This is a genomic window from Chelatococcus reniformis (genome assembly GCF_014640075.1).
Lineage (GTDB): Bacteria > Pseudomonadota > Alphaproteobacteria > Rhizobiales > Beijerinckiaceae > Camelimonas > Camelimonas reniformis.
In genome coordinates this window covers 620,648-646,485 of record NZ_BMGG01000003.1, presented here as the reverse complement: position 1 = coordinate 646,485, position 25,838 = coordinate 620,648, and the positions used below count along the sequence as shown (strand labels likewise).

At 67.7% G+C, this 25,838-nt stretch carries 19 protein-coding genes; 7 read left to right on the top strand and 12 right to left on the bottom strand.

From position 1 onward, the window contains the following. The first annotated feature begins 1 nt into the window (after position 1). Both IEW34_RS11035 and IEW34_RS11030 read left to right on the top strand, forming a co-directional pair. A complete protein-coding gene (locus IEW34_RS11035; RefSeq protein ID WP_188609202.1) occupies positions 2-1,453 on the top strand; it encodes a hydroxymethylglutaryl-CoA synthase family protein in 1,452 nt (483 codons plus the stop codon). 78 nt (positions 1,454-1,531) lie between these two features. After that, positions 1,532-2,737 carry an acetyl-CoA acetyltransferase gene (locus IEW34_RS11030; RefSeq protein ID WP_188609201.1) on the top strand — a complete coding sequence of 402 codons (1,206 nt, stop codon included), beginning with the start codon at positions 1,532-1,534 and terminating at the stop codon, positions 2,735-2,737. 90 nt (positions 2,738-2,827) lie between these two features. On the opposite strand, the gene IEW34_RS11025 is transcribed toward IEW34_RS11030, so the two are convergent. After that, a complete protein-coding gene (locus IEW34_RS11025; RefSeq protein WP_188609200.1) occupies positions 2,828-4,441 on the bottom strand; it encodes an AMP-binding protein in 1,614 nt (537 codons plus the stop codon). A 75-nt stretch (positions 4,442-4,516) separates the two neighbouring features. Next, positions 4,517-5,470, bottom strand: coding sequence for an IclR family transcriptional regulator (locus IEW34_RS11020; protein ID WP_188609199.1), 954 nt, complete (start codon positions 5,468-5,470; stop codon positions 4,517-4,519). A 249-nt stretch (positions 5,471-5,719) separates the two neighbouring features. Here IEW34_RS11020 and IEW34_RS11015 point away from each other — a divergent pair, with 249 nt between their 5' ends. Next, the gene (locus tag IEW34_RS11015; RefSeq protein ID WP_188609198.1) at positions 5,720-6,580 is read left to right on the top strand and encodes a MaoC/PaaZ C-terminal domain-containing protein; all 861 of its coding nucleotides are present in this window, start codon (positions 5,720-5,722) and stop codon (positions 6,578-6,580) included. Between the two features lie 115 nt (positions 6,581-6,695). Here the strand turns inward: IEW34_RS11015 and IEW34_RS11010 are convergent, their stop codons facing one another. Next, on the bottom strand, positions 6,696-7,523 hold the full coding sequence (locus tag IEW34_RS11010) for an IclR family transcriptional regulator (protein WP_244641918.1): 828 nt from the start codon (positions 7,521-7,523) through the stop codon (positions 6,696-6,698). A gap of 141 nt (positions 7,524-7,664) precedes the next feature. On the opposite strand from IEW34_RS11010, the gene IEW34_RS11005 reads away from it, so the two are divergent. Continuing rightward, positions 7,665-11,186 (top strand): indolepyruvate ferredoxin oxidoreductase family protein, encoded by a 3,522-nt coding sequence (locus IEW34_RS11005; protein ID WP_210324484.1) that lies wholly within the window; start codon positions 7,665-7,667, stop codon positions 11,184-11,186. Positions 11,187-11,209: 23 nt separating this feature from the next. Here IEW34_RS11005 and IEW34_RS11000 read toward each other — a convergent pair whose 3' ends face one another. The 5 genes from IEW34_RS11000 to IEW34_RS10980 form a co-directional block, all read right to left on the bottom strand. Next, positions 11,210-12,979 carry an ABC transporter ATP-binding protein gene (locus IEW34_RS11000; RefSeq protein WP_188609196.1) on the bottom strand — a complete coding sequence of 590 codons (1,770 nt, stop codon included), beginning with the start codon at positions 12,977-12,979 and terminating at the stop codon, positions 11,210-11,212. Next, entirely contained in the window at positions 12,976-14,745 is a 1,770-nt protein-coding gene (locus tag IEW34_RS10995) for an ABC transporter ATP-binding protein (protein ID WP_210324483.1), read from the bottom strand. The genes IEW34_RS11000 and IEW34_RS10995 overlap by 4 nt, the downstream gene beginning before the upstream one ends. Next, a complete protein-coding gene (locus IEW34_RS10990; protein ID WP_188609195.1) occupies positions 14,742-15,944 on the bottom strand; it encodes an MFS transporter in 1,203 nt (400 codons plus the stop codon). Before IEW34_RS10990 ends, IEW34_RS10995 begins: the two co-directional genes overlap by 4 nt. A 138-nt stretch (positions 15,945-16,082) precedes the next feature. After that, entirely contained in the window at positions 16,083-17,045 is a 963-nt protein-coding gene (locus tag IEW34_RS10985; protein ID WP_188609194.1) for a helix-turn-helix transcriptional regulator, read from the bottom strand. A gap of 127 nt (positions 17,046-17,172) precedes the next feature. After that, a complete protein-coding gene (locus IEW34_RS10980) occupies positions 17,173-19,395 on the bottom strand; it encodes a TonB-dependent receptor (RefSeq protein WP_188609193.1) in 2,223 nt (740 codons plus the stop codon). Positions 19,396-19,932: 537 nt separating this feature from the next. On the opposite strand from IEW34_RS10980, the gene IEW34_RS10975 reads away from it, so the two are divergent. Beyond that, complete coding sequence (locus tag IEW34_RS10975; RefSeq protein WP_188609192.1) at positions 19,933-20,106, top strand: DUF1328 domain-containing protein; 174 nt, start codon at positions 19,933-19,935, stop codon at positions 20,104-20,106. Positions 20,107-20,288: 182 nt separating this feature from the next. On the opposite strand, the gene IEW34_RS10970 is transcribed toward IEW34_RS10975, so the two are convergent. The 3 genes from IEW34_RS10970 to IEW34_RS10960 all read right to left on the bottom strand — a co-directional run bounded on the left by IEW34_RS10970 (position 20,289) and on the right by IEW34_RS10960 (position 22,764). After that, the gene (locus IEW34_RS10970; RefSeq protein WP_194446516.1) at positions 20,289-21,842 is read right to left on the bottom strand and encodes a sensor histidine kinase; all 1,554 of its coding nucleotides are present in this window, start codon (positions 21,840-21,842) and stop codon (positions 20,289-20,291) included. A 107-nt stretch (positions 21,843-21,949) separates the two neighbouring features. Next, positions 21,950-22,513 (bottom strand): sigma-70 family RNA polymerase sigma factor, encoded by a 564-nt coding sequence (locus IEW34_RS10965; RefSeq protein ID WP_188609190.1) that lies wholly within the window; start codon positions 22,511-22,513, stop codon positions 21,950-21,952. Continuing rightward, positions 22,510-22,764 (bottom strand): NepR family anti-sigma factor, encoded by a 255-nt coding sequence (locus IEW34_RS10960; RefSeq protein WP_188609189.1) that lies wholly within the window; start codon positions 22,762-22,764, stop codon positions 22,510-22,512. The genes IEW34_RS10965 and IEW34_RS10960 overlap by 4 nt, the downstream gene beginning before the upstream one ends. A gap of 179 nt (positions 22,765-22,943) precedes the next feature. Between IEW34_RS10960 and IEW34_RS10955 the strand changes: the two genes are divergently transcribed. Further along, complete coding sequence (locus IEW34_RS10955; protein ID WP_188609188.1) at positions 22,944-23,735, top strand: response regulator; 792 nt, start codon at positions 22,944-22,946, stop codon at positions 23,733-23,735. A 172-nt stretch (positions 23,736-23,907) separates the two neighbouring features. Here the strand turns inward: IEW34_RS10955 and IEW34_RS10950 are convergent, their stop codons facing one another. Next, positions 23,908-24,270: an ElaB/YgaM/YqjD family protein gene (locus IEW34_RS10950; protein WP_188609187.1), complete on the bottom strand. Its 363-nt coding sequence runs from the start codon at positions 24,268-24,270 to the stop codon at positions 23,908-23,910. 126 nt (positions 24,271-24,396) lie between these two features. Between IEW34_RS10950 and IEW34_RS10945 the strand changes: the two genes are divergently transcribed. After that, the gene (locus tag IEW34_RS10945) at positions 24,397-25,830 is read left to right on the top strand and encodes a sensor histidine kinase (RefSeq protein WP_188609186.1); all 1,434 of its coding nucleotides are present in this window, start codon (positions 24,397-24,399) and stop codon (positions 25,828-25,830) included. Positions 25,831-25,838 lie beyond the last annotated feature (8 nt).

Sequence of the window (25,838 nt, the reverse complement as noted above, 5' to 3'; positions counted from 1 at the left end):
CATGACGTACGGCATTCTGTCTTACGGGGCCTACATTCCGCGGCTCCGGCTGCAGCGCAAGGCCATCGCCGAGGCAAACTCCTGGTTCAACGCCGCCCTGAAGAGCCAGGGGAAGGGCGAGCGGGCGATGTGCAACTGGGATGAAGACCCGGTGACGATGGCGGTCGAAGCCGCGCGCGATGCCCTGGTGGGGCAGAAGCGCGACGGGGTGAGCGCGCTCCTGTTCGCCTCGACCACGTTCCCGTTCCTCGACCGGTTGAACGCGGGCGTCGTGGCGGGCGCCCTCAGCCTGCCCGAGGAGATATCCTCCAACGATGTGGCAGCGACCCAGCGTGCCGGCACCTCGGCGCTGCTGCAGGCCTTGGCGGGCCGCGGCGACACCTTGGTCGTCGCTGCCGAGAAGCGCGATTCCAAGGCCGCGAGCCCCGTGGAGATGCAGGCTGGCGATGGCGCCGCCGCCCTGCTCGTCGGCGAGGGGGAGCCGGTGGCCACGCTGCTGGCGTCGGCGACCCGCTCGGCCGACTTCGTCGATCACTATCGCACCATCGAATCCGGCACCGACTACGGCTGGGAAGAGCGCTGGATCCGTGACGCCGGCTACATGACCATCGTGCCGCCGGCGATCGCCAGCGTGCTGGAGAAGGCTGGGCTCAAGGCATCGGACGTCACGCATTTCTGTATGCCGGCGGTGTTGCCGAAGCTCGCCAACACCATCGCCAAGGCGACCGGCATTCCCGACGCGGTGGTGCGCGACAATCTGCATGCGGTGTGCGGCGAGACCGGTGCGGCGCATCCGCTGGTCATGCTGGTGGCGGCGCTGGAAGACGCCAAGCCCGGCGACAAGATCCTGGTGGCGGGCTTTGGACAGGGCGTCGATGCGCTGCTGTTCGAGGTGACGCCCGCCAACGCCAGGCAGACCGGCCGTCTCGGCGTCAAGGGCCATCTCGCCCGTCGCCGCGAGGAGGCCAACTACAACAAGTTCCTGGCCTTCAACGACGTCATCGAGATCGAGCGCGGTATGCGCGCGGAGGCCGATAAGTTGACGGCGCTCTCGGCCATGTGGCGCAACCGCGGCGCAGTGACCAGCTTCATGGGCGGCAACTGCACCAAGTGCGGCACCTTGCAGTACCCGCTGAGCCGCGTCTGCGTGAATCCCAACTGCGGCGCCGTCGACACCCAGGTGCCCGAGCCTTTCGCCGACAAGACCGGCAAGATCAACTCCTACACCGCCGACCGGCTGACCTACTCGCCGGATCCTCCCGCCGCTTACGGCATGATCCAGTTCGAGGAGGGAGGCCGCTGGATGATGGACTTCACCGACGTCGAGGAGGGCGACCTCGAGGTCGGCCGTCCGATGCGGATGATGTTCCGCGTCAAGGACGTCGACACGCAGCGCGGTTTCCGCCGATACTTCTGGAAAGCGGCGCCGGCGGGCGGATCCGCGGGAGCGTGACGCCCCAAACGTGCAGCATCATGCTCTGACTGACTGAATTGATCGCGTTCATGAACGTGATCTCAGGGAGGACCTGACATGCCAAAGGGTATTCGCGACAAGGTCGCTATTCTGGGAATGGGCTGCTCGAAGTTCGGCGAGCGCTGGGACATGAACGCCGAAGACCTGATGGTCGAGGCCTACATCGAGGCGATCGCCGACGCGGGCATCGAGACCAAGCAGATCGACGCCGCCTGGCTCGGCACCGCGATCGAGGAGCAGCACGTCGGCAAGTCGGCGGTGCCGCTGGCGGTGGCGCTGCGCCTGCCGTTCATTCCGGTGACCCGGGTCGAGAACTTCTGTGCGTCCGGCACGGAGGCTTTTCGCGGAGCGGTCTATGCGGTCGCCTCGGGTGCCGCCGACATCGCGCTGGCGCTCGGTGTCGAAAAGCTCAAGGACACCGGCTACGGCGGCCTGCCGCAGCGCGGGCGTGGCACGGTCAACAACATGACCTGGCCGAACCTGTCGGCCCCCGGGTCCTTCGCCCAGCTTGCCGCGGCCTACCGCGCCAAGCACGGCACGCCGCCCGAGGATTTGAAGCGCGCCATGGCGCACATCTCGGTCAAGAGTCACGACAACGGCGCGCGCAATCCCAAGGCGCACCTGCGCAACAAGATCAACATCGATACCGTGCTCAATGCGCCGATGATCGCCGAGCCGCTCGGCCTCTTCGACTGCTGCGGCGTGTCGGACGGCTCGGCCTGCGCCATCGTGACGACGCCGGAGATTGCCAGGAGCCTGGGCAAGACCGACCTGATCACGGTCAAGGCGCTGCAGCTCTCGGTTTCCAACGGCACCGAAGCCCAGCACAATTCCTGGGACGGCAGCTATTTCGCCACCACCCGCATCGCCGCCAAGCGCGCCTATGCGGAGGCGGGGATCGAGAGCCCGCGCGATGAGGTCAACCTCATCGAGGTGCATGACTGCTTCTCCGTGACCGAGCTGGTCACCATGGAAGACCTGCACATCTCACCGGAGGGCCGTGCCGTGCATGACGTGCTCGACGGCTTCTACGACGCCGACGGCACCATTCCGTGCCAGATCGATGGCGGCCTCAAGTGCTTCGGCCACCCGATCGGAGCGTCCGGCCTGCGCATGATCTACGAGATGTATCTGCAGATGCAGGGCAAGGCCGGCCAGCGCCAGCGCCAGGAGCTGCCGCGTGTGGGCCTCACCCACAATCTGGGAGGCCTGCCCCATCAGAACGTCTGCTCGATCTCGATCGTCGGCCATTACGACGGCTGAGCCCGACGTGCGGCGGCCGATTGGCCCCCCACATATAATAGTCGACGAATGGCCGGGCTCTGCCCGGCCATTCCTATTTCGAGAGCGCCATCACGCGCTCCGGCTCTTCGCCAGCTCCCGGTCCCAGGTCGCCGGGCCGATGCCGCGCCGGCGCAGCTCCGCCTTGCGGACCTTTTCGGTCGGCGTCTTCGGCAGCGCATCGACGATCTCGATGTAGCGGGGCAGGGCAAAGCGCGGCAGCTCGGGGTCGGCGTGGCGGGCGATGTCCTCCGGCGTCAGCCTGGCGCCCGGCCGCGCAATGACGGCGAGCATCACCTCGTCCTCGCCGCCGCTCAGCGTCGCCGGCACGGCGAAGGCGGCGACCTCGGCGACGCCGGGCACCTGGGCGATCACCTGTTCGACCTCGAAGGACGAGATGTTCTCGCCGCGACGGCGGATGCAGTCCTTGATGCGGTCGACGTAGTGGAGATAGCCATCGGTATCAATGCGGCCGGCATCGCCCGTGTGGAACCACAGATTGCGCCAGGCCTCGACCGTCTTGTCGGGCATGGCGTGATAGCCCGCCATGAAGCCCGACGCGAGCCTGGGCCGCACCATGATCTCGCCGACGTCGCCGATGGCCAGTTCGGCATCGGTCTGCGGGTCGCGGATGCTCACCTCGAAGAAGCGGTCGTAAGGCTTGCCGGCCGAGCCCGGAAGGGTGCCTTCGGCGGAGCCCCAGGCAACGATGTTGACTTCGGTCATGCCGAACCCGGAGCTGACGGCCGCAATGCCGAAGCGCTCCCGCCAGACCGGGACGTGCTCGGCCGGGTTGGGGGCGGCGAGCACCAGGCGCAGCTTGTGATCACGATCGTCCGGTCGCGGCGGCGTGTCGACGACGAAGGCGCTGACCACGCCGAGCGCATTGGTGATGGTCGCACCGTAGCGCTGCACGTCGTTCAGCCAGCCGGCGGCGCTGAAGCGGCGCCGCACGACCGCCGTAGCACCTGCGATCAGGCAGGCGTAGAGCTGCATGAACAGGCCGTTGGCGTGGAACAGCGGCAGCACGATGTAATAGGTGTCGGCCTCGCTGACCTTCAGGCAATCGACGGCGCCGAAGCCGAACAGGAAACAGTGAGCCTGGGGCATGAGCACGCCCTTGGCCGGGCCGGTGGTGCCCGAGGTGTACATGATGGCGGCGATGTCGTGCGCCTGCGGCATCGGTCCGTCGTAAGTGGCCGCTCGCCGCCAGCCGGAGAAGGGCAGCAGGTTCCAGCCGGAGGGAGCCTCGCCCGGCACTGCTTCGTCCTCGGCGACGAGAACCGTGCGGAGCGCCGACAGGCGCGGCGCGATGTCGGCCAGCACCGGCAGCAGGTCGGCCCCGACGATGGCGACGGCGGCACCGCAATTCTCCAGCTGATGGGCGAGGAACGCGCCCTTGAGCTCGGTGTTCAGCAGCACGCACACCGCCGCGAGGCGGCCGAGCCCGGTCCAGGCGCGGACGAAATCCAGGCTGTTGCGAACGAACACCGCCACCTTGTCGCCGGGCGACACGCCCAGCGCCAACAGGTGGCCCGCGACCTTGTCCGCGTCATGTGCGGCCTCGGCGAAGGTGAGGGCATCGCCGTCGACAATCTGGACGAAGCGCTTGTCGGCATGGGACGCGGCGCGGACCGCCAACATCTGGGGTAGCACCCACGTCCGGCTATCCTCGATGTCGATCATCGCTCACGACCTCCCCTGCTGCCGTTGCCATCGTCCTATGGTGCGCCGGCGCGGGAGGCGCAAGTCGTCCGGCCGTCAGGGAACGGCTTCGGCCTGGGCGGAGCCGCCGATCTGGGCGGCGATCTGGCTGGCGGTGTCGGCGAGCATCCGGCCGTAGCGGCCGGCGATCTGCTCCTCGCTGAGCAGATAGGCCGGGCCGCCGAGCGCCAGCACGTAGACGCCGCGGCCATCCGGCATGACGATCGGGGCGGCGGCTCCGTTGATGTCGCGCTGCCACTCGCCAATCGACGTGCAATAGCCATGTTCCGCCACCTCGGTGACGGCCAGCTCGACGGCGCGCTTGAGGCGCGGCCAGTCGTCTGGCGCCTGGCGCCGCAGTGCGTCGAGGACGGTAGCCCGTTCCGGCTCAGGCGCGCTGGCGAGCCAGGCCTTGCCCATGGAGGTATTGCCGATCGGCATGCGCGTGCCCGCCGGCAGCCTGAGACCGATGAGTGCGGAGCCCTCGCAAGTTTCGACCGCTAGGATCTGAAGGCGATCACGCAGGCTGAGCGAGATGTTCATGTTGCCGCTGTCGGCCAGGGTCTGCATCAGCGGACGCGCGATGCGCCGGATGTCGAGGTTGGACAGCGCCGCGAACGCCAGCGAGAGCGTGCGTGCCCCGAGCTCGTAATTGGCCAGGCGCGGATTGTAGGTGAGATAGCCCAGCTGCATCAGCGTGTGGGTGATGCGGGAGATGGTGGGCTTGGGCAGGCCGGTGCGCTCGGCGAGCTCCTGATTGCCCAGCGCCCCGTCACGGGCGCGAAAGGCGCCGAGCACCTCGAGACCGCGCGCCAGCGCGGCGACGAACAGCCGCCCGCCCTCGGCATCGGCCGCGCCCTCCCGCGGCCGGCGGGTCGCCGTCCGCCCGTCGCTTTCGCGGGCGGCCCGCGGGCTTGCCGGGACCGGGGCGCCGTCGATGGCGCCTTCGTTCCCGGTGACGGGGGCGGGTCGGTCGCGTTCGGGCGCCTGGTTCAGCTTGGTCTTCGGCATTCGCTCCCTTTGCGCCGCGCCACCTGCGCGCGTCTTGTACACATTTGCCGGCTCTGGCAACCAGTCATGCGCGCTGCGCCGGCGTTTGTCCCGGCCGCTCCGATATCCTGCCGAGCCGGGGGCTCGCTGTTGCCGGCGCGCATTGCAAAAATCATTTTCGCAGATTGATCGAGGCCGGGCGCTGTGACAAGGTCCGGCCAAGACACATCAATGAAGCAGCAACAAGCGGGCTCAAGGAGGAGCGTTCCGATGCCGATCGATCCCGAGCGACTTCTGAACTGGCCGTTCGAAGACCTCGAGCACACCTACACCGCGCGTGACACCATCCTGTACGCCCTGGGGCTCGGCCTCGGCGCGGACCCGCTGGACGAGGCGCAGCTGCGTTTCGTCTACGAGGAGAACCTGGCCGCGCTGCCGACCATGGCGGTGGTGCTGGGCTATCCAGGCTTCTGGGTGAAGGACCCGGCGACCGGCGTCGATTGGAAGAAGGTCCTGCACGGCGAGCAGGGCCTTGAGGTGTTCAAGCCGCTGCCGGCCGAGGGCACGGTCATCGGCCGCACGCGCGTCACCGGCATCATCGACAAGGGCGCGGGCAAGGGCGCATTGCTGCTCTCCGATCGCGACGTCATTGACAAGAAGTCCGGCGATCTGCTGTGCCGGGTCAGCGGCACCAGCTTCCTGCGCGGCGATGGTGGCTTTGGCGGCTCGAGCGGCCCGGCACCTGCACCGCATGCGATGCCGGAGCGCGCGCCCGATCTCAGCGTCTCCATCCCGACGCTACCGCAGGCAGCGCTGATCTATCGCCTCTCGGGCGACTACAACCCGCTGCATGCCGACCCCAAGGTGGCGGCCGCCGGGGGCTTCAAGGCCCCGATCCTGCACGGTCTGTGCACCTACGGCGTCGCCGGTCGTGCGCTGCTGCAGGCCGTCGGCGGCTCCAAGCCGGAGAGCCTGCGTCGTATGGACGTGCGCTTCACCTCGCCGGTCTATCCGGGCGAGACCATCGTCACCGAGATCTGGAAAGGCGAGGGCGGGGCGGTGTCGTTCCGCGCCAAGGTCGCCGAGCGCGACGTCGTCGTGCTCAACAACGGCCGCGCCGAATTCGGGTAGCGCCATTGCGGCCGGAGGTAATCGCCCGATCGGCTTGATCGGCCAGGCTGACAGGGGTGCTCCAACTCATCGAAGTTGGAGCGCTTTTTTTGCCAAGCCGGGCAATCGCCCCCGTTCAGCGTAGCGATGCCTGCGGGTTGGCGTCGGAGAAGCCCAACTCGGCGCTGACGAGGCTCGCCGCCCGTTTGACCAGCACGGCCACCTCGGCGACGCGCGCCTCGTCCATGTGCTTGATCGTGCTGGAGACGCTGATCGCCGCGATGATCTTGCCGCCGGCCGCGCGCACCGGCGCGGCGACGCACATGGCGTTGGGATCGCTCTCCTGACGATCGAGCGTGTAGCCGCTTTCCACATAAGCGTGGAACGCCCTGAGCCAGCTTTCGACGTCGACGACCGGTCGCATGATGTCGCCTACGGCGTCATAGTAGGAGCGCCAGGAGGCGGCGTCCTGATCGAGGACCAGCGCCTTGCCGACTGCGGTCGGCGCGATCGGATAGCGCTCACCCACGCGTGACCTGAACTCGAAGCGGCGACGGCCCGACAGCTTGTCGACGAATAGCATGCTGCCGCCGTCGAGGGTCGCCAGATGGACCGTGTCGCCAGTCTCGTGACAGAGGGACTGAAGGATCGGCCTGGCGCATTTGACGATGCTGTGCTGCGCCTGTCCGAGAAAGCCGAGTTCCAGGAGCTTCGGGCCCAGCGCGTAGCCTTCGCCGGCGGTGAAGCTCAGATAACGCCGCTGCACCAGCGCCGAGGCCAGGCGATGGCACGTGCTCTTCGACAGCCCGAGCCGGCCTGAGAGTTCTGCCAGGTCCCTGGGCCTGGCGCCGACCGATTCGAGCAGATCGAGAGCGCGGAAGAGGCTTTGCGCCCCCTTCACGTCCGGCCTTGCCGCCTGCTCCAGCGCGTTCTCCGGCGGCGCGACGTCGTCCGCAGCGTCCAAGATTGACACTCCTCTGGAAGATTTCTAGCATCTCGTAATACGGAATGTTATCCTACAATGTGGGATTATGCGACTCTTTGATAGTGGCGATCGAGGGTCGAGACTCCCATCTCTTAAGGGCATGACCGCCACCGCCAACGGGTGCGAACCATGACAGCTCTCGCGAACGTCACGCTCCAGGACAAGTACACGCTGCCTTCGGGCCGCATCTATCTTTCCGGCATTCAGGCCCTCGTGCGCCTGCCGATGCTGCAGCGCCAGCGCGATCTGGCCGCAGGCCTGAACACCGCCGGCTTCATCTCCGGCTACCGCGGCTCGCCGCTCGGCATGTACGACAACGCTCTCTGGCAGGCGAAGAAGCTGCTCAAGGCGGAGCACATCCACTTCGAACCAGGTCTCAACGAGGATTTGGCGGCCACCGCCGTCTGGGGCAGCCAGCAGGTCGGCCTGTTTTCCGGCGCCCGCTACGACGGCGTCTTCGGCATGTGGTACGGCAAGGGCCCCGGGGTCGACCGTTCCGTCGATGCGCTGAAGCATGCCAATGCAGCCGGCACCTCGCCGAACGGCGGCGTGTTGGCGCTCGCGGGCGACGACCACGGCTGCCAGTCGTCGACCCTGGCGCACCAGAGCGAGCACGTCTTCGAGGCGGCGATGATGCCGATCCTCAACCCGGCGACCGTACAGGAGTATCTGGATTTCGGGCTGATCGGCTTTGCACTCTCGCGCTACTCGGGCTGCTGGGTGGGCTTCAAGGCGATTTCGGAGGCGGTCGAGAGCTCCGCCTCGGTCCGTGTCGATCCTACCCGTATCCAGATCGTGCGGCCGGACGATTTCGAGATGCCCCCGGACGGGTTGAACATCCGTGTCGGCGACACGCCGTTGGTGATGGAGGCGCGCCTCCACCGCGCGCGCATGGCGGCCGTGGCCGCTTTCGTCCGCGCCAACGCCATCGATCGCATCGTGCTCGACAGCGCGCCGGGCACGCCGCCCCGCCTCGGCATCCTCACCACCGGCAAGGCGCACCTCGATGCCCGTCAGGCGCTCGCCGACCTCGGCATCTCCGATGCCCAGGCGAGCGCGCTGGGCATCCGGATCTACAAGGTGGGCCTCACCTGGCCGCTCGAGCGCGAGGGCGCGCTGCGTTTCGCCGAAGGGCTCACCGACGTGATCGTCGTCGAGGAGAAGCGCGGCTTCGTCGAAGATCAGCTCGTCAAATACCTCTACAACATGGATGCCGACCGGCGCCCGACCATCGTCGGCAAGCGCGACGAGGCCGGTGCCGTGCTGCTGCCGAGCGAAGGCGAGCTGTCGCCGACGCTGGTGGCCGGCGCCATCGTCTCGCGGCTGAAGCGGCTCGGCCACCAGGACCCGGCCCTCGAGCAGCGCCTGGCGCGCCTCGCCTCCTTCGAGCAGATCGGCGCCACGCCGGCCACCAAGACGGTCCGCTCGCCCTTCTTCTGCTCGGGCTGCCCGCACAACACCTCGACCAAGGTGCCGGACGGATCGCGGGCTCTGGCGGGCATCGGCTGCCATGCCATGGCCATGTATATCCCGGCCCGCCGCACCTCGATGATCACCCACATGGGCGCCGAGGGCACGAACTGGATCGGCCAGGCCCCGTTCACCGACGAGCCGCACATCTTCCAGAACCTGGGCGACGGCACCTATACCCACTCGGGTATCCTGGCGATCCGCGCCGCCGTCGCGGCGAACGTCAACATCACCTACAAGATCCTCTACAACGACGCGGTCGCCATGACCGGCGGCCAGCCGGCAGAAGGGGCCTTCACCGTCGGCCAGATCGCGGCCCAGGTGGCGGCGGAAGGCATCAAGCGCCTCGTCGTGCTGTCCGACGAGCCGGAGAAATACCCGCCGGCCGGTTACTTCCCCCCGCGTACCGACATCTTCCACCGCGACGATCTCGACCACGTGCAGCGCGAGCTGCGCGAGACCGACGGCGTCACCGTGCTGATCTACGATCAGACCTGCGCGGCCGAGAAGCGCCGGCGCCGCAAGCGCGGCCTCTATCCCGATCCGGCCAAGCGCGTCTTCATCAACGATCTGGTCTGCGAGGGCTGCGGCGACTGCTCGGTCAAGTCGAACTGCGTCTCGGTCAAGCCTCTGGAGACCGAGTTCGGCCGCAAGCGGCAGATCGACCAGTCGAACTGCAACAAGGACTATTCCTGCGTCAACGGCTTCTGCCCGAGCTTCGTCACCGTTCACGGCGGCTCCCTGCGCAAGCTCACCAAGCCCTCCGCCCAGGGCCACGCGGCCGTGGCGGCGGAGCGCGACCCCTTCGCCGAGCTGCCGCTGCCGAAGTCCAAGCCGCTGATCGAGCCGTACGGCGTCTTGGTGACCGGCATCGGCGGCACCGGCGTCATCACCGTCGGGGCCCTGCTCGGCATGGCCGCTCACCTGGAGGGCAAGGGCTGCACCGTGCTCGACTTCACCGGCCTGTCGCAAAAGAACGGCGCCGTCATGAGCCACGTGCGGCTGGCCGCCGAGCCCGAGGACCTGGCGGCCGTGCGCATCGCGCCGGGCGGTGCCGACCTGCTGCTCGGTTGCGACATGGTGGTCGCCGCGAGTGCCGCCGCGCTATCGAAAGTGGAGGGCGGCGTCACTCGCGCCGTGATCAACGACTACCTGCAGCCCACAGCCGGCTTCGTCATCAATCCGGATGTGGATTTCGAGGCCGCCGCGATGAAGCGGTCGCTGCGCCAGGCGGTGGGCGAGAAGGGCGTCGACTTCCTCGACGGCACGGAACTCGCGACCGCGCTCATGGGCGATTCCATCGCCACCAACCTGTTCATGCTGGGCTATGCCTTCCAACGCGGGCTGGTGCCTCTGTCGCTGGACGCCATCGAGCGGGCGATCGAGCTCAACGGCGCCGCGGTCGACATGAACAAGCGGGCCTTCGCCTGGGGCCGGCTGGCGGCTCATGCCCCGGCCGAGGTCGAGACCATCGTGCGGCCGCTGCTCGCGCCGCCGTTGCTCCAGGCGCCGACCATTGCCGAGGTCGTCGCCCGGCGGACCGAGTTCCTGACCGCCTATCAGGATGGCGCCTACGCGGAGCGCTACCGGGCCCTTGTCGCGGAGGTCGAGCGGGTCGAGGCGGCCCGCGGCAGCCGCCGTGATCTCACCGAGGCCGTCGCCCACAACCTGTTCAAGCTGATGGCCTACAAGGACGAATACGAGGTGGCGCGGCTCTACACCGATCCGGCGTTCAAGGAGAAGCTCGGGCGGCAGTTCGACGGGGACTACACGCTCAAGGTCTACCTGGCGCCCCCGCTGTTCTCGCCGCGTGATCCGCACACAGGCGAGCTGAAGAAACGCTCCTTCGGGCCGTGGGTGTTCCATGCCTTCAGGCTGCTGGCGCGGCTGAAGGGTCTGCGCGGCGGGCCGCTCGACATCTTCGGCTACAGCCACGAGCGGCGCACCGAGCGCAAGCTCGTCACCGACTACGAGGCCCTGATCCGCGAGATCCTCGCCGGACTGACGCCGGCCAACCAGAAGGCGGCTGTCGATCTGGCCAGGATTCCCGAACAGATCCGCGGCTTTGGCCACGTGAAGGAGCGCAACCTGAAGACCGCCAAGGAGAACGAGGCGGCGCTGCTCGCGGTGTTCCGCAATCCGGCGCCCGAGGTGGCCCAGGCGGCCGAGTAAGGGGCGCCGCCCCGGCGGCGGCGTCAGCCCGGGCGGTTCCGGGCCGGCTCCCTGCGGGTGGGCAGCGACCATCCTTCGGCGGCGGCGCGGGCATTGCGGAACTCGACGTACCGTCCCCCCAGAGCGACAAGCTCGTCGTGGGTGCCCTCTTCGACGACACGGCCTCGATCGAGCACCGCGATACGGTCCACGTGCGACAACGTCTCAAGCTGATGGCTGATCACCAGCATCGTCGCGCGGCCGTGCAGGCGGCGCAGTCCATCGGCGACGGCCGCCTGGCTTTCGGGGTCCAGCGCACCAGTCGCCTCGTCGAAGAGCAGGATGGGCGCGCCCTTCAGCAGTGCGCGCGCGACAGCCACCCGCTGGCGCTCCCCACCCGACAACAGTGTCCCGCCTTCGCCGACCGGGCTGTCCCAGCCGGCTGGCAGGCGCACGACCACGTCGTCCAGCCGGGACAGCCCGGCGGCCTCCCGCAGCTCCGCCTCGCTGGCATCGGGGCGCCCGAGCAGCACGTTGTCGCGCAGCGTGCCGGAGAACAGATAGGTCTCCTGGAACACGGGCGCGATCAGGCTCATCAAGTCGGCGCGGTCCAGGCGATGCAGCTCGACGCCGCCGATCTGGATCGAGCCCTCGTCAGGGTCCCAGAAGCGCGCGATCAGCCGCAGGATCGTGCTTTTGCCAGCCCCCGACGCGCCGACGAGGCCTGTCGTCGTGCAAGCAGGTAGCGTGAGATCGAGCCCGTCGAGAACGGGCAGGTCCGGGCTGTAGGCAAAGCTGACCTTGTGGAAGGCGATATCGCATCGTGTGGGCGGCGGCGCCGGCACAGTCGGCACCGGCAGCGCACGAGCCGCGAGGATTGTCTCGACCGCATCGATGTGAGCCGACGCCATCCGGATGCCGGCGCTGTAAATGGCGACTTCGGTCAGCGGTTCGACGATCCGGTTGACCAGCACGAGCATCGCGACGAGCATCGCGATGCGATGGGGTTCGCTGTCCTCCAGCGCCAGGGCCGTGGCGCACGCCATCAGGCTCAGGAAGCTGAGCTGAGCGACCCATGAATTTGCGAGCAGGGGCGGCAAGACGACCCAGAGCTGGCGGCGCTTTGCGCGGTTCTGCGTGACGAGCGCCCGGTCGAAGGCGGCGTGCCCATGGTCGCCGCAGCCGAACGCCCGCAGGATGAGCTGGCTTTGCGCGAACTCGACCATGCGTTCGCCGGCTTCCGCGGTCGCTGCGTGGGCGGAACTGTCGACGGAGCGCCCCAACCGTCCGGCCCACCAATAAGTCGCAGCGAGCGCAGGCGTGACGATCGCGGCCGCAAGCGCCATGTGCCCGTCGTAGAGGGCGAGCGTCACGATCAACACGGCGGGCGTGACGACCGCACGCATCAGGGGCGTGAGCTGATGGGCCGGCAGCCCGAGGATGTCCATCACACCCTGCCCCAATGTCACGCTCAGGCGACCGACGTTGGCGGGCGTGAACCAGCCCAGCGGTAGCGCGACCACGTGCTCGCCGATGCGGTGGCGAAGCGTGTCGAGCAGGGCCAGCGCGATCTCGAAGCCGCCCCGGACGGACGTGTATTGAAGCTGCCACGTCACGGTTGTCCCGATCAACAGCGGCACCAGCCAGGCCGCCGCCCGCGCGGTCTCGCCTTCGAGCAGCGCGCCGACAATGGGGGCGGCAAGTGCCAAGGTGACACCCTGCGCGATGCAATAGGCAAGGCTCCAGCGCACGTAGCCAGTTAGTCGCGCGCCATCGTTGGCGGACAGCAGCCTGGACAGGCGAGACAGGATCATGCCGCGGCCGTCGAACCGGTGGATGTATCGAGCGCGCGCCACATGCGCGCGTAGGCACCGTCGCGTCGCGTCAGCGCCTCATGGGCGCCCGCCTCGACGATCGCGCCGTCCGCGAGCACGACGATCGTATCGGCGCCCTTTATGGCGCCGAGGCGGTGCGTAATGATCAGCACGGTCCGATGCGGGCTGTCGGCGATCAGTGCACGCACGCCGTCTTGGATCGCGGCCTCGGCCTCGGCGTCGGCTTGCGCGGTGGCTTCGTCCAGCACCAGGATCGGCGGATCGAGCAGCAGGGCGCGCGCGATGCTCAGACGCTGCGCTTCGCCACCGGACAGGCCCGCATCCTCCCCGTAGACCGACTGGTAGCCGCGCGGAAGCTTCAGGATGCGGCGATGGATGTCAGCGGCGACGGCGGCGGCCTCCACCTCCGCGTCGCTCGCATCGGGCCGCCCCAACGCGATGTTGTCGCGGATGCTGGTGCGCAGCAGACGCACCTCCTGCGGCACGAAGCCGATCTGCCCGTGAAAATAATCCGTCTCGATGTCCTGGAGGTCGACGCCGCCGAGGGTGATCCGGCCGCCGGACGGCCGATCGAGGCCGAGCAGCAGTTTGGCCAGCGTCGATTTGCCGGAACCGGAGGGCCCAACGAGCGCCGTTACGGTGCCCGGAGACAGCCTCAGCGACACATCCTTGAGGATCTCCCGTTCACCGAAGGAAAAGCAGACGTGTTCAAGGACCAGTTCACGTCCCGCGGGGCGCTGTCGGCCGGCGGGCGCGGGCTGGACGGGGAGGGCGAGCAGGGCGTCGAGGCGCGCGGCGGCCGCACGCGCCGTCTGCAGCGCCTGCGCCCCGCTGCTCAGCGTGACGATCGGGACAGAGATGCCGAGACCGATCACCGCGAAGGGCAACACCTGCCATGGCTCGACCCATCCGAGGCCGGTGAGGGCGACGCCGCAGCCGAGCACGAGGAGCAGCAGCGTGACCGGGGCGATGGCGATCGACGCCAGCGTTTCCGGTTCGATGAGGGGGCGGGCCCAAGCGCGGAAGAAGCTCCGGAAGTCGTCCACCGCCCGGCGGTAGGCGGCGTGGGCCTCGCCTTGCCGGCCGTAGGATTTGACGACCGGAATACCTTGCGCGAACTCGACGACGGCGTGGCTGACCCGCTCCAGCTCCCGGCCGTAGCGGGCCATCTGCTCCTCGCCGCACGCCGCCATGACACGGGCGTAGAGAACTGCAAACACCAGCACCGGCACCAGAGCCACCAGCGCCATGCGCCAATCCACCCACGCGAGGTAGGCGTAGACGAACGATGTCGTCGCCATGGCGTCGGTCAGATCGACGTAGCTGTGCGCCACCAGGTGATGGATCGCCGCCACGTCGTCCTGCATGGCTTGACGGACGCGGCCGCTGCTGTTGGCCGTGAACCAGCCGATGGGCGCCCGCGACAGGCGTTCGGCCAGCCGGCGGCGCAGGTGCAGCGAAAGAGCGTTGTCGGCAAGGTGGGTGGTGAGCTGGACGAGGCCGCGCAGCGCAAGGCCCGCGGCCAGCCCGCCGACCGACCAGGCGACGATGGACCAGGCATGTCGGCTGCGGCCGGCCTCGTCGGCGAGCAGGGTGCGCGCCAACTCGGTCACACCCACGAGCGGCGAAAGGATCAGCGCCGATGACAGCACCTGGACGAGGATGGCGAGACAGAGCGGCGCTCGCACGGGCCTCAGCAGGCTCGATCCGCGCGACGGCCGGAACGCATCGGCGAGCAGGCTCACGGCGTGCCCGCCGCCGGTTGATCTGCGCCGAGTTGGCGGTGGAGCGCGAAGGCGAGGGCGAGGAGGCCGCTGAGGAAATAGCCCAGGGCCGCGACGAGCAGGGTGGAACCGTAGCCAAGCCGTTGCGCCACGACGCCGCTGGCGGCGAAGCCCAACAGGGCGACGGCCGACATCATCGAGGTGAGGAAGGTCACGTCGGTGGCTGCTTCGCCGGGCTTGGCGAGCGAGAGGAACCACGAGGTGAATGCGACGTGCTGGATGGCCAGGGCCGAGAAGATGGCGGCGATGCTCAGCACCGCGTGCAGGCTCGCCGTCGGCCCTTGCTCGGTCAGGACCAGCAGCGCAAAGCCCACGGCGAGCAGCCCGCAGGCGCCGAAGACCGCCCGGCCAGGCGCCACCTTGGCGACGGCATAGGCGGTGAGCGGGCCGACGATCGTGAAGGTGGCGATGTTGGCGGTGCCGCCGATGTAGCCGATGTCGATGGCACCGAACTGGAGATCGACCAGCCGTGGCTGCGCCATCGCAAAGGCCACGGCGATCCCGAAGACGGCCGGCGAGACGACGGCGACAGCGCGCCATAGCCGCGCGCTGGCGATGATGCCGAGCAGCGGCGTCGGCGGGGCCGTCCGTCCCGCATGCCCCATCGGCTCCGGCACCAGCGGGATCGCGGCGGCAAAGACGGCGAGGAGGCCGGCGAAGCCGAGCAGGGCCGGCTGCCAGCCCACGATGGTGATGAGATGCAGGCAAAGAGCACCGCCGATGACGTTGCCGAGTGCGCCGCCCCAGCCGAACAGGGCCGTCCCCAGCGGTCGCTCCGTCGCGTCCAGCGCCTCCGCCAGATAGCCGAGCGTGGCGATACGCTGCGTCGCCGCCAGCGTGGCGAGCCCGAGGCTGAGCGCGAGAATCGCAAGATAATCATGGTCGGGATCTCGGCTGGCCATGAGCGCCACCAGCGCAGCGCTGCCGAGCTGCATGGCGAATATCCACGACCGCCGCAGTCCCAATGGGCCCAGACTGTAGCGATCGACCAGGGGAGCCCAGAGGAAGTTGACCGAGAAGGCGAAGAACACCGTGCCGAACAGGCCGATCAGCTCCAGCGGCGCGCCGCCCTGCCGCATGATCACGGGCACGGCGGCATAGATCAGGGCGATGGCGAGATATTGCTGGCACGAGAGGGCCGCGACCACGACGAAACGCATTGTCTCCGAACTTCGATTGGGGCGGGCCGCCGAGGCTGTGGCTACGCGCCCGCTGGCGAAGCTCTAGACGGAACGCCGCCCGCTGCGCGACCCCGGTGTCGTTTGGGACCGGCCGAAAGACCTATGCGGGCAGACCGGTCAGTGCCGGTGGGCTTCCTTGGGCGACACGCCGAAGCGCCGTCGGAAGGCGGTCGCGAAGTTCGTTGGATGCCGGTAGCCGACGTAGTAGGCGGCCTGCGAGACCGTCCAGCCGTCACAGCGCAGCCCCTCCCGCGCGCGGTCGAGCCGCTGTTCGCGAAGGAACTGGAAGACAGGCTGGCCAACGACGGCCGCGAACTTGAGCTTGAATGTGCTGGCACTCATGCCCGCCTCCCGCGCCAGGTCGCACAGCCGATGGTCCGTATCGAGATTGGCCAACAGCTGATCGCGGATCTGCATGATCCTCGCGCGGTCGCGCGGGCGGACCACGGGGGCCACCGCTTCGTCAGGGCTGCGCTCCGTCTCGAGCGCCGCGGCGACCAGCGCGAGAGCGCAGCTTTCGGCACGCAGCCGGCCCACCAAGCCGCCGAGGGTGGGCGAGAACAGGCCCTGCAAGAGCGCCCTCGTGCGGCCATCCAGGGCGAGGGGGGCGAGGCGCGGCGACCGCAATCGCTGATCGAGGTGCTCGGCCAAGTCCGTGTCGTGCAGGTGGTCGACGCACGCTTGCACGACGATCAGGCGCGAGGCGTCACCGATCCTGTAGCTGGACGTCAGGCGTGCTTCGTCGCGCGTCGCCACAACTGCTGCGTTGCCGGGCGCCAGGGGCGTCGGTGCGCCGTCGTTGAGCGCGTAGTTGATCGCCGACCCGTCGAGATTGACGGAGATCAGCAGGGATCGGCTGACGAAGCCCGCTCTCACGTTGTCTTGCAGCGTGAGCAACTCGCTGGCGCAGACATTGACCCCACAGGGCAGTTGATGGGTCGCGATGGCGCCTTCCGCCAAGGCGCAGCCGGAACGCGACATCTCGCAGCCGTACCCCCAGGCGCTGGCAATGTCGCCGAGGATCGACGAGGAGTGCGTGCCGCCGCCGCGCCACCGCTGATCGATATCGGCATGTACCACTGTTTCACCGCCTTCCGGGGGCGGTTCGTCGACCGCCGCTCAGCAACCCCCGAGGGAAGTCTAGCGGCGGAAAAATTCTATTGCAAATACAATAGGTTAGTCTTGTTCTAAACTGAGGTATCGGGGTTCAGAAGGACATCTCCGCCCCGATGCCGATGACCCGGCCGAGCCCCGGCGTGACCGCCAGGACCTGGGGCGAGAAGGCCGTGCCGGCGAGTTCGATGGACGCGTCGAACAGATTGCGCGCGAATCCGTAGACCTTGAAGCTCTCGCCTTCCCAGCCGAAGCGCGCATTGACGATCCGGTAGGGACGAAGATCGAAGGTGTTGGCGATGTCGGCGGTCCGGGGCCCCCCGACGAACTGCAGCTCGGCGCTGGAGACCAGGTTGCCTTTCAGCCCGTACGGCTCCAGTGCAAGCCGGTTCTCCAGCCCGACGACGCCCGACCACGTGGGGACGCCCGGCAGCCGGGCGCCGTTGCGGGCGCCGGTCGTGTCCGCGACCGGCACGTTGGCGAATGTGGCGTGGACGTAGCCGAGCTTGCCGTAGGCGCTCCAGCCGTCGGCGATCTTCGCCCGCGTCGACAGCTCGAAACCGTAGGTGCGATAGTCGAGCGCGGCGATAACGAAGGTATTGGCGAGCAAGTCGAACGAATTCACGTGACCATCGGAGACGTCGTTGTAGAAGACCGCCCCGTCGAGCGACACCCGGTCGTCCAGCACGGTGGTGCGGCCGCCCAGTTCGTAGGTCCAGGCGTAGGAGGCCGGGTAGGAGGGCGCCGGCTGGCCGAAGACCGAATAGATGTTGAAGTAGGGGAAGCCGGCGCTCGAGTAGCCCCGCTTCACCGACCCGTAGAGCAACGAGCCCTCATTCGGCTTGTAGCTCAGCGTCGCCCCGCCGGCGACGAACGGGTCGCTCACCTTGCCGAACTCATTGAAGCTGGGAACGGTGCCGGCGGCGCCGTTGGACAAATAGGAGCCGGCGCGCGAGATGGTATCGTAACCCAGGCGCACGCCCGGCGTCAGCGTCCAGCGCTCGTCGAGCGGAATGCCGGCCTCGGCGAAGGCCGAATAGCTGTCGAGTTTGAGCTTGGCGTCGTAGAGACCATTCTGCGTGGGGCCGAAAGAACTTCTGTTGACCCCGCCTTGATCGAAGCGGGAGCTGTACATGCTGAGGCCGGCAATCCAGCGCAGCGGAGCGTTCGGCTTCGAGCTCGCCCGGATCTCGCCCGAGTAGACGCGTTCGTCGAAACTGTAGCGTGTGCAATCAGAGCAGGTGGGGCTGGAGAAGGCCCCGAACGGAAGACCGATCAACTGGCTGTAGATGAGGCCATCGGTGTTGTCGGACCGCATCTTCGCCTGGATGTTCTGGACGCCGAACGTGCCCGTGAGGTCGAAGCTGTCGAACTCGTGCTTGACCTCGATGTTGCCCAGCGCAAGGTTCCGCTTGAAGCCCAGGGGGGCATCGAGCGCCGTGGCCGGATAGCCGGGGCCGTCGCGCAGGATGTAGTTGAAGGTGTCGCTGCGGTTTCTCTCGTAGAAGCCCGAGACGGTGACGGTCGTGCGCTCGCCCAGGAAAAAGCGGAGGGCGCCGCGCGCCGCGCCGATCTCGTTGCTCGGCAACGCCTGGCCGCCGATCAGATTTGTGACGTCGCCGTGGTTGCCGACGAACCGGACCGCCGCCCGGCCGTTCACGACGCCGGGCACGATGGTCCCGCCGACGATCAGGTCCGTCAGGTAGTTGCCGTTGCTGCCGACCTCGCCGCGCACCCGGATGTCGCGAACCCCGTCCGCCTCGGCGGGGACGATGTTGACCGTGCCGCCCTCGCTCGAGCGGCCAAACAGCACGTTCTGGGGTCCGCGCAGCACCTCCACGCGGGCCACATCGAGCAGTTGCTGCGAGCCCGCGTACATGGAGATCGGCGAGCCGCCGAGTGCATAACCGATGGTCGAGTCGAATGGGTTTTGCGGGAAGCTCAGCGTGCCGATGCCGCGGATCGCGCCGAAGGCGAACAACGGATTGCCCACATCGGTCACGCTATAGTTCGGGACATTGCGCGAGATGTCCACTGCGGCGTTGGTCGGCGCTTCCATCGCGATCTCGCGCGGCAGGACCAGACCGACGCTCACCGGCACATTGGTTAGCGGCTCCTCGCTCCGCCGGGCAGTGACCTCGATGACGTCGAGCGCTATGGCGCCGGGTGGAGCAGGCGCCGGGCCGGTCTCTCCCTGCGCCCGAGCGCCCGCGCCTGAGCCGGCGAGGAGCAGAGCGCCCGAAACTATTACCGTGATGCCGGAAAGCAACGTCGGGGCGTTTGCGCGCTGAGCCAGAGTGCGAGAGGCTCGTGCCATAATCATGTCCTTCAGCCAGCGCGCCTGCCCCAGGCGATTGCATCCTGGATACCTGCGAAAAAGATGCGTGCGGCAAGACGCGATCGCGGCGTGTCGCCAAACACGAGCGATGCATCAATAGGTGTCCGCCGTGGGCTCTGCCAGACGGGCGGCATTTGCCTACGGCCGAAATACGTATGCATACCGGTGGCCGGCCGCACGTGCCCCGGCGCAAGGGAAGCGCTTTCGATTTGAGAGGTTAGCGCTGTCGACCTGATCGGATGAGGCGGTCGATCAATGGCCGGCGTCCCGCCTGCCGCGGGCTCAGCGACCAGCCTTCGGCAGGCATTTCACCATTGGATGCGATCATCCACTTGCGGAGAAATGCTCATCATCCTTTGAATCTAGAGCGCCTCTTCGCGCTTGGGTGGGTGGACCAAGCGCGAAGCGCTCGGGTTATGCCTCGCTGGAACACATCTTCCGTGTCGGCGTTCAATCTCCATAGAACATGCAACCCCGCTTCTTGCAGAGCAGGATGCACTAGGTTAGGAGAATTCCATGTTCAGTTGGGCTTTGACCTTCCTGATCGTTGCTTTGATCGCGGCTGCTCTTGGCTTCGGCGGTATCGCCGGCACGGCAGTCGGCATTGCCAAGATCATTTTTGTTGTCGCATTGGTGCTCTTCGCCATTTCGGCGGTGGCCGGTGTCATACGCGGGCGTAACCCCGTTTAGAGCATGATCTCCTGAAGTGGATACCGATCTTTGGACAGATCGTGCTCTAACAAAAACTAAGAACGGGATGAAATCATCCCGTTCTAGCGATAGACCCCCGACCATGACGAAAGCCCGCCGGATAACCCTTCGGCGGGCTTTCGTCGAGGACTGAGCAGATGCGGCGCGGATCGCCGGCGCCTTCAAGCCGCCGCCTCCTGCGTCGGCATGGTGACGGCCAGGACCGCGGCGACGCCGAGGAGCGGGGCGGCGCCGATCTGGTCCAGGAAGGCCTTCTGGAACCGTCCGGTCCTGATCTCCTCTGTGTGCGCCGGGGCGGTGATCACGAGCGACATCGCCCCAGCGAGCTCCTTGACTTCCACCGTCAGGCCGACGCGGCTGGCCAGCGGGGCCATCAGCAACGGCCACAGGGTTTCGACCAGCAGCAGCGCCAGAGGGATGGCGTGATCGAGATCGAGGAAGGCCCCGTTGTCGTGCTGGCGCAGCGTGATGGTGTTCCCCGGCAGGCCGGCTGCGTGCTGGACGTAGGCCACGACATCCTCGATGACATCGGGAACGGACACGAGGCGGATGTCGCCCTGCGCCAACGCGAGCTTGTAGGCGGCGGCCATGGCGTGCACGCGGCTTTCGGCAAAGGCGAGCGCCTGGCGTGCCTCACCGGAGCGCTCACGCTTCATCAGGTTGAGAAAGCTCGCGATCACCTGGAAGTTGTTCTTCACGCGGTGATGCAGTTCGCGCAGCAGCGCGCTGCGTTGCTGCGCCACCGTCGCCAGCTCGCGCGTGCGGGTGCCGAGCACCTGGGTCATCTGGTCGAAGGCGTTGGCGTATTGCCGTAGCTCCAGTGGTGCGTCCTCCGGCAGCTCCGCTCTGACGTTGAAGTCGCCGAAGGCAAGCCGTCGCGCGGTTGCGTCGAGCCGTCGGATCCAGTGCAGGAAGAGCCGATCGATGGCGACCCAGGCGACCGCCAGTACGATCACAAAGAGCAGGAATGGGAACACGAGGCCGATGGCAAGTTGCCGTTCCGCCGGGCCGAACGAGATGCGCGGGAAGCCGGCGATCGCGGTCAGAGCCGCATCCACGGGCTCCGACGAATAGACGAAGGCGCGACCGTCCTGGCTGTCGGCCTCGGTGAGCCCGAGGCTATCGGGCCTGGCGAGCGCCTCCGGTGCGGGCGGAAGCCATGCGGGCGAGGGGCTCTCGTCGCCGGCCGCCCCCACGATCTGACCGCCGTTGTCGACGATCGCCACCGTGCCCCCGGCGGCGGGGGAGACGTCGGTGATCGATTTGCTCCACCAGGCCGGGTCGATGACGACGGCGAGTACGGTGGTCTCACTCGCTTGCACGGACACCGCCACGCGCGGACCCAGCGGCCCGCGGCCGACCAGGACCGTGTCGGCCCGCTGCGTTGCCGCAGCGGCACCGCTAGCGGGCGGCGACGACGCCAGCGGCGAGAGCAGCGATCCTCGCGCAAACTGGTCGAACTCGGCCAACTTGCCGGTGCCGCAGTGAATCCCGTTCGCGCTCACCACGGCAATGGCACTGTACTGGCCATTCACCTCCGCCGTCCGGGCCAGCCGATGCTCGCATTCGGCGCCGGCGAGCTCGGGGCCGGCGGCGGCCAATAGGGTATTGACGACGCGCCGCGTGCCGCTGATGACGCTGCGGGCCTGGCCCGCGACATTCAGCACTGCCAGGCGGTAGCCTTCGTCGCTCGTCCGGTTCGCTGTACGGTACACGTGCCACGATAGCGCCAGGGCCAGTGCCACTGCCGGAAACGTCGCAAGCGCGAACAGGCAAATCAATCGAGACCGGAACGTCGCGAAGCTGGCCATGGCCGCGGGGGCTACTCCCCCACGGGCGACGAGAGCGGTCCAGAACTGAGTACGGCGTGGGAGCGCGCATCCGGTCCGAATTCATCGCCCGAATCGACCGCGAGCAGGGCGACGAGGCGAGAGCGTGCGCGATTGATGCGGCTCTTGATCGTGCCGAGCGCGCATCCACAGATCTCCGCCGCCTCCTCGTACGAGAAGCCGGAGGCGCCGACGAGAATCAGCGCTTCGCGCTGGTCCGCCGGCAATTGCGCCAACGCCGCTTTGAAATCGGTGAAGTCCATGTGGCCGTCCTGCTCGGCGTGCACGGCCAGGCGCTCAGAGTAGGTGCCGTCGTCCTCGACCTCGCGGGAGCGCTTGCGGTACTCGGAGTAGAACGTGTTGCGCAGGATCGTAAACAGCCAAGCTCTGAGGTTGGTGCCCTCGGTGTAGGCGTGCATGTTGCTCCACGCCTTCATCAAAGTATCCTGGACGAGATCGTCGGCACGTTCCACGTTGCCTGCGATCGAGATCGCAAACGCTCTCAGGCTTTGCAGTTCGCCCAGCAAGCCGTCCTTGAAGCGTTGTGGATCTGTCACGCGCGACTCCCTTCTTCGGGCTCGGCATCCGGCGTCTGCTTGCCGTCGAGTTTGGCGAGCAGTTCCAGAAAGCGATCGGGGACCGGCTGGCGGACGACTTCGTCATAGGCGGCCTTGAGCTGCGAGCCGATCACATGCTGGAGCGTCTCGTTGAGCGGCGAGCGACCCGCGCGCTGGCCCTCATCGTGCCATCCGCTGCCTCCGCCGGATGGCAATCCCGCAGCATCCCCGTTGTTGGAGCTGTTTTTCATTTCTGTCTCTCCTGCGCCTCCTTCCGCGAAGCGCAAACGATCTATCCCCCGGGCGGGGCATGGGCGATCGATGTCAGCCAACGCCGCTTTTCCGTGATTGTTCCGGCGTGAGCGGAACATTTTTGCCATATCGCTGTTTCAGAACGGTCGCACGCGTGAGACTTCAAGAGGTCCAGCAGATGTCCCTATCGCAAGAGATTGCGCCCCACCTTCCCTATCTTCGCCGCTTCGCCCGGGCCCTCAGCGGCTCCCAGGCGAGCGGGGATGCCTACGTGGTGGCCACGCTGGAGGCCATCGTCACCGACGCCTCGATTTTCCCCGGCGACGTCCGCCCCAAGCTCGGATTGTATCGCGTGTTCCTGTCGTTGTGGAATGCCGTCGGCGAAAACGGCAAGTTGACGCGGGCCTCGTCCAGCCCGGCCGAGCGCAACCTGGACGCGATCACACCACGTCCACGGCAAGCTTTCCTGCTGCGCACGGTCGAGGGGTTTTCGCTGGAAGAGGCGGCGAGCATCCTCGATGTGCCGATGGAGGAGGCGCGCCAACTGATCGATGAGGCCGGTCGGGAGATCGCCGAGCAGGTGGCGACCGACGTGCTCATCATCGAGGATGAGCCGGTCATCGCCATGGACCTGGAATCGCTGGTCGAGGAGATGGGCCACACGGTCACCGCCACCGCGCGCACGCACAGCGAAGCGGTGCTGGCGGCGCAAAAGCACCGGCCCGGCCTCGTGCTCGCGGATATCCAGCTTGCCGACGGCAGCTCGGGCATCGACGCGGTCAACGAGATGATCAGCAGCTTCTCGGTGCCGGTGATCTTCATCACCGCCTATCCGGAGCGGCTGCTCACCGGCGAACGGCCGGAGCCCGCCTTCCTCATCACCAAACCCTTCCAGATCGATACGGTGAAGGCGGCGATCAGCCAGGCGCTGTTCTTCGATCGCCGGGCGGAGCGCAGGCCGGCAGCCTGATGGCTGCCCTAGCAGACGGCGCTCGGCCATCGGCCGGCGTCAGAGCCTGCGCCCGGGCGGGTTTACCTCCGCCCGGGCGCAGGCACGCCGGGCGCGGAGCGCTCGCCCCGCCTCCCGATACGACAACGGCCGGACAATGCCCGGCCGTTGTCAGCTCCGCGGCGCCTGCCCGTCAGCGGCGAACCGTCAGCCCGATGAGGAAGCCGATGCCGGCGGCGAAGGCGAGCGCCAGCGCCGGGTTGCGCTCAACGGAGCCGCGCGCCTGTTGCCAGCCGTCGCTGACATGGTCTTCCGCCGAGCCGATCCATTCCCGGCTGTGGCCGAGCGCGTCCCGCGCTACGCGGCTCAGACGATCTTGTGCCTCGCCAGTGGATGGCATGTTGCCGCGCAATTGCTCGACATTGCTGCGCAAATTGTCGCCGGCGGTTCCCGCCACCCGAGAAATGCGATTAGTAATGCTGCCGAGCTCCGACCGGATCGCGTCGATCTCGTCCATGACGTCGACGCGTCTGCTGCTGCCGAACCAGGCGCCCATGTTCAACTCCTTGCATCAAGTCCCGGCTGACGAACGTCCGGCCGGACAACAAGGTTCCCACCGGCCCGCCAGCCTGAGCGCCGCCGTTCGGTCGGGCGGCGGGATCGCCGCGCATACGGGTGCCGCGTGAGTTCTGGAGCCGCGGTTGCCGGATCGGGCCTGCGCGTGCTGGATGGGCTCGCCAACGGTCTCATCGCGCTCGCTTGTTTCGTGATCGTGCTGGCCATCGTGCAGATCGTGCGCCGCCGCCAGGATCTCGTCCTGCCCTACCGCCGCGTCGCCTGGCGCGTGTCGGCCTTCCTCATTGTCGTCGGTGCATCGAGCGTGATCGGCATGGCGCAGGCCGCAGCCCTCGGCGAGGCGTGGCTCACCGTGGCGCGGTTCGCCGTCGCCGTTGCCGGCATTGGGGTGCTGATCGCCATCTGGCGGATGCCGAACGTCATCGCGGCCATTCCCTCCCATGCCGACATCCGGCGCGCCAACGCGCGCCTCATCGCCGAGGCCGAGGCGCACGTTCGCACCCTCAAGGAGCTGCAGACGGTGCGCGATGAGCTGGAGATGCGCGTCGCCGAGCGCACGCGCGACCTCGACGAGGCCCGTTACCGCTACGCGTTCGCGCTGCGCGGCAGCGGCGTCACGCTGTTCATGCAGGACGAGGCGCTGACCTACATCTGGGTCAGCCGGCCGATCTTCGGGCTGGGGCTTGCCGAAGACGAGATCGTCGGCAAGACCGACGAGGACGTCATTCCCGAATCTTCGCGCACCCGCATGCTGGCATTGAAGCGCAGCGCGCTGCAGAGCGGCGGCACGCAGACCGGCGAAATCTCGATCGAGACCGCCGAGGGCGTGCGCTGGTGGGACATCCACGTGGAGCCGACGTTCGGCGACGAGGGCGTACGGCTCTATTGCGCCGCAGTCGACATCACCGAGCTCAAGCAGGGCGAACAGCGCCTGCGGTTCCTCATGCGCGAGGTGACGCACCGGTCCAAGAACATGCTCGCGGTGATCCAGGCGATGGCGCGTCAGACTGCCGCGGGCTCGGGGTCCCTACCGGAATTCCTGCATCGCTTCGGCGACCGGCTGCAGTCGCTGTCGGCATCGCAGGATCTGCTCGTGCAGGAAACCGGCGCTGGCGTGCCGCTCGCCGTGCTGATCCGCTCGCAGCTCGGCCACGCCGCGGATCTGATCGGCGGTCAGATCCGGCTCGATGGCCCCCCGGTGACGCTCGGCGGAGATGCCATCCAGCACCTGGGTCTGGCGCTGCACGAATTGGCGACGAACGCGGCCAAATACGGCTCGCTGTCGACACCCGACGGCCGCGTCAACATCGACTGGTCCGTCGAGGCGGCGACCGAAGGCGACCGCTTCCGCATGAGCTGGCGGGAGGAGGGCGGTCCGCCGGTTGCGCCGCCCAGCCGGCGCGGCTTCGGCCAGGTCGTCATCGAGCGGACGGTGGCGCGCACGCTCGCCGGCGAAGTGGAACTGCGCTACGCCCCGGAGGGCGTGCACTGGACGCTCGATGCGCCGGCCGACAACGTGCTGGTGCAGAGCGAAGCGTAGCGTTCCAG

Bases quoted from the DNA above. Each gene is read 5' to 3' on its own strand.
- IEW34_RS10955 (WP_188609188.1), top strand. From the start codon at position 22,944: ATGTCCCTATCGCAAGAGATTGCGCCCCACCTTCCCTATCTTCGCCGC.
- IEW34_RS10960 (WP_188609189.1), bottom strand. From the start codon at position 22,764: ATGAAAAACAGCTCCAACAACGGGGATGCTGCGGGATTGCCATCCGGC.
- IEW34_RS11020 (WP_188609199.1), bottom strand. From the start codon at position 5,470: ATGCCGAAGACCAAGCTGAACCAGGCGCCCGAACGCGACCGACCCGCC.
- IEW34_RS10950 (WP_188609187.1), bottom strand. From the start codon at position 24,270: ATGGGCGCCTGGTTCGGCAGCAGCAGACGCGTCGACGTCATGGACGAG.
- IEW34_RS11035 (WP_188609202.1), top strand. From the start codon at position 2: ATGACGTACGGCATTCTGTCTTACGGGGCCTACATTCCGCGGCTCCGG.
- IEW34_RS10975 (WP_188609192.1), top strand. From the start codon at position 19,933: ATGTTCAGTTGGGCTTTGACCTTCCTGATCGTTGCTTTGATCGCGGCT.
- IEW34_RS11000 (WP_188609196.1), bottom strand. From the start codon at position 12,979: ATGATCCTGTCTCGCCTGTCCAGGCTGCTGTCCGCCAACGATGGCGCG.
- IEW34_RS11015 (WP_188609198.1), top strand. From the start codon at position 5,720: ATGCCGATCGATCCCGAGCGACTTCTGAACTGGCCGTTCGAAGACCTC.
- IEW34_RS11030 (WP_188609201.1), top strand. From the start codon at position 1,532: ATGCCAAAGGGTATTCGCGACAAGGTCGCTATTCTGGGAATGGGCTGC.
- IEW34_RS11025 (WP_188609200.1), bottom strand. From the start codon at position 4,441: ATGATCGACATCGAGGATAGCCGGACGTGGGTGCTACCCCAGATGTTG.
- IEW34_RS10980 (WP_188609193.1), bottom strand. From the start codon at position 19,395: ATGGCACGAGCCTCTCGCACTCTGGCTCAGCGCGCAAACGCCCCGACG.
- IEW34_RS10990 (WP_188609195.1), bottom strand. From the start codon at position 15,944: ATGCGTTTCGTCGTGGTCGCGGCCCTCTCGTGCCAGCAATATCTCGCC.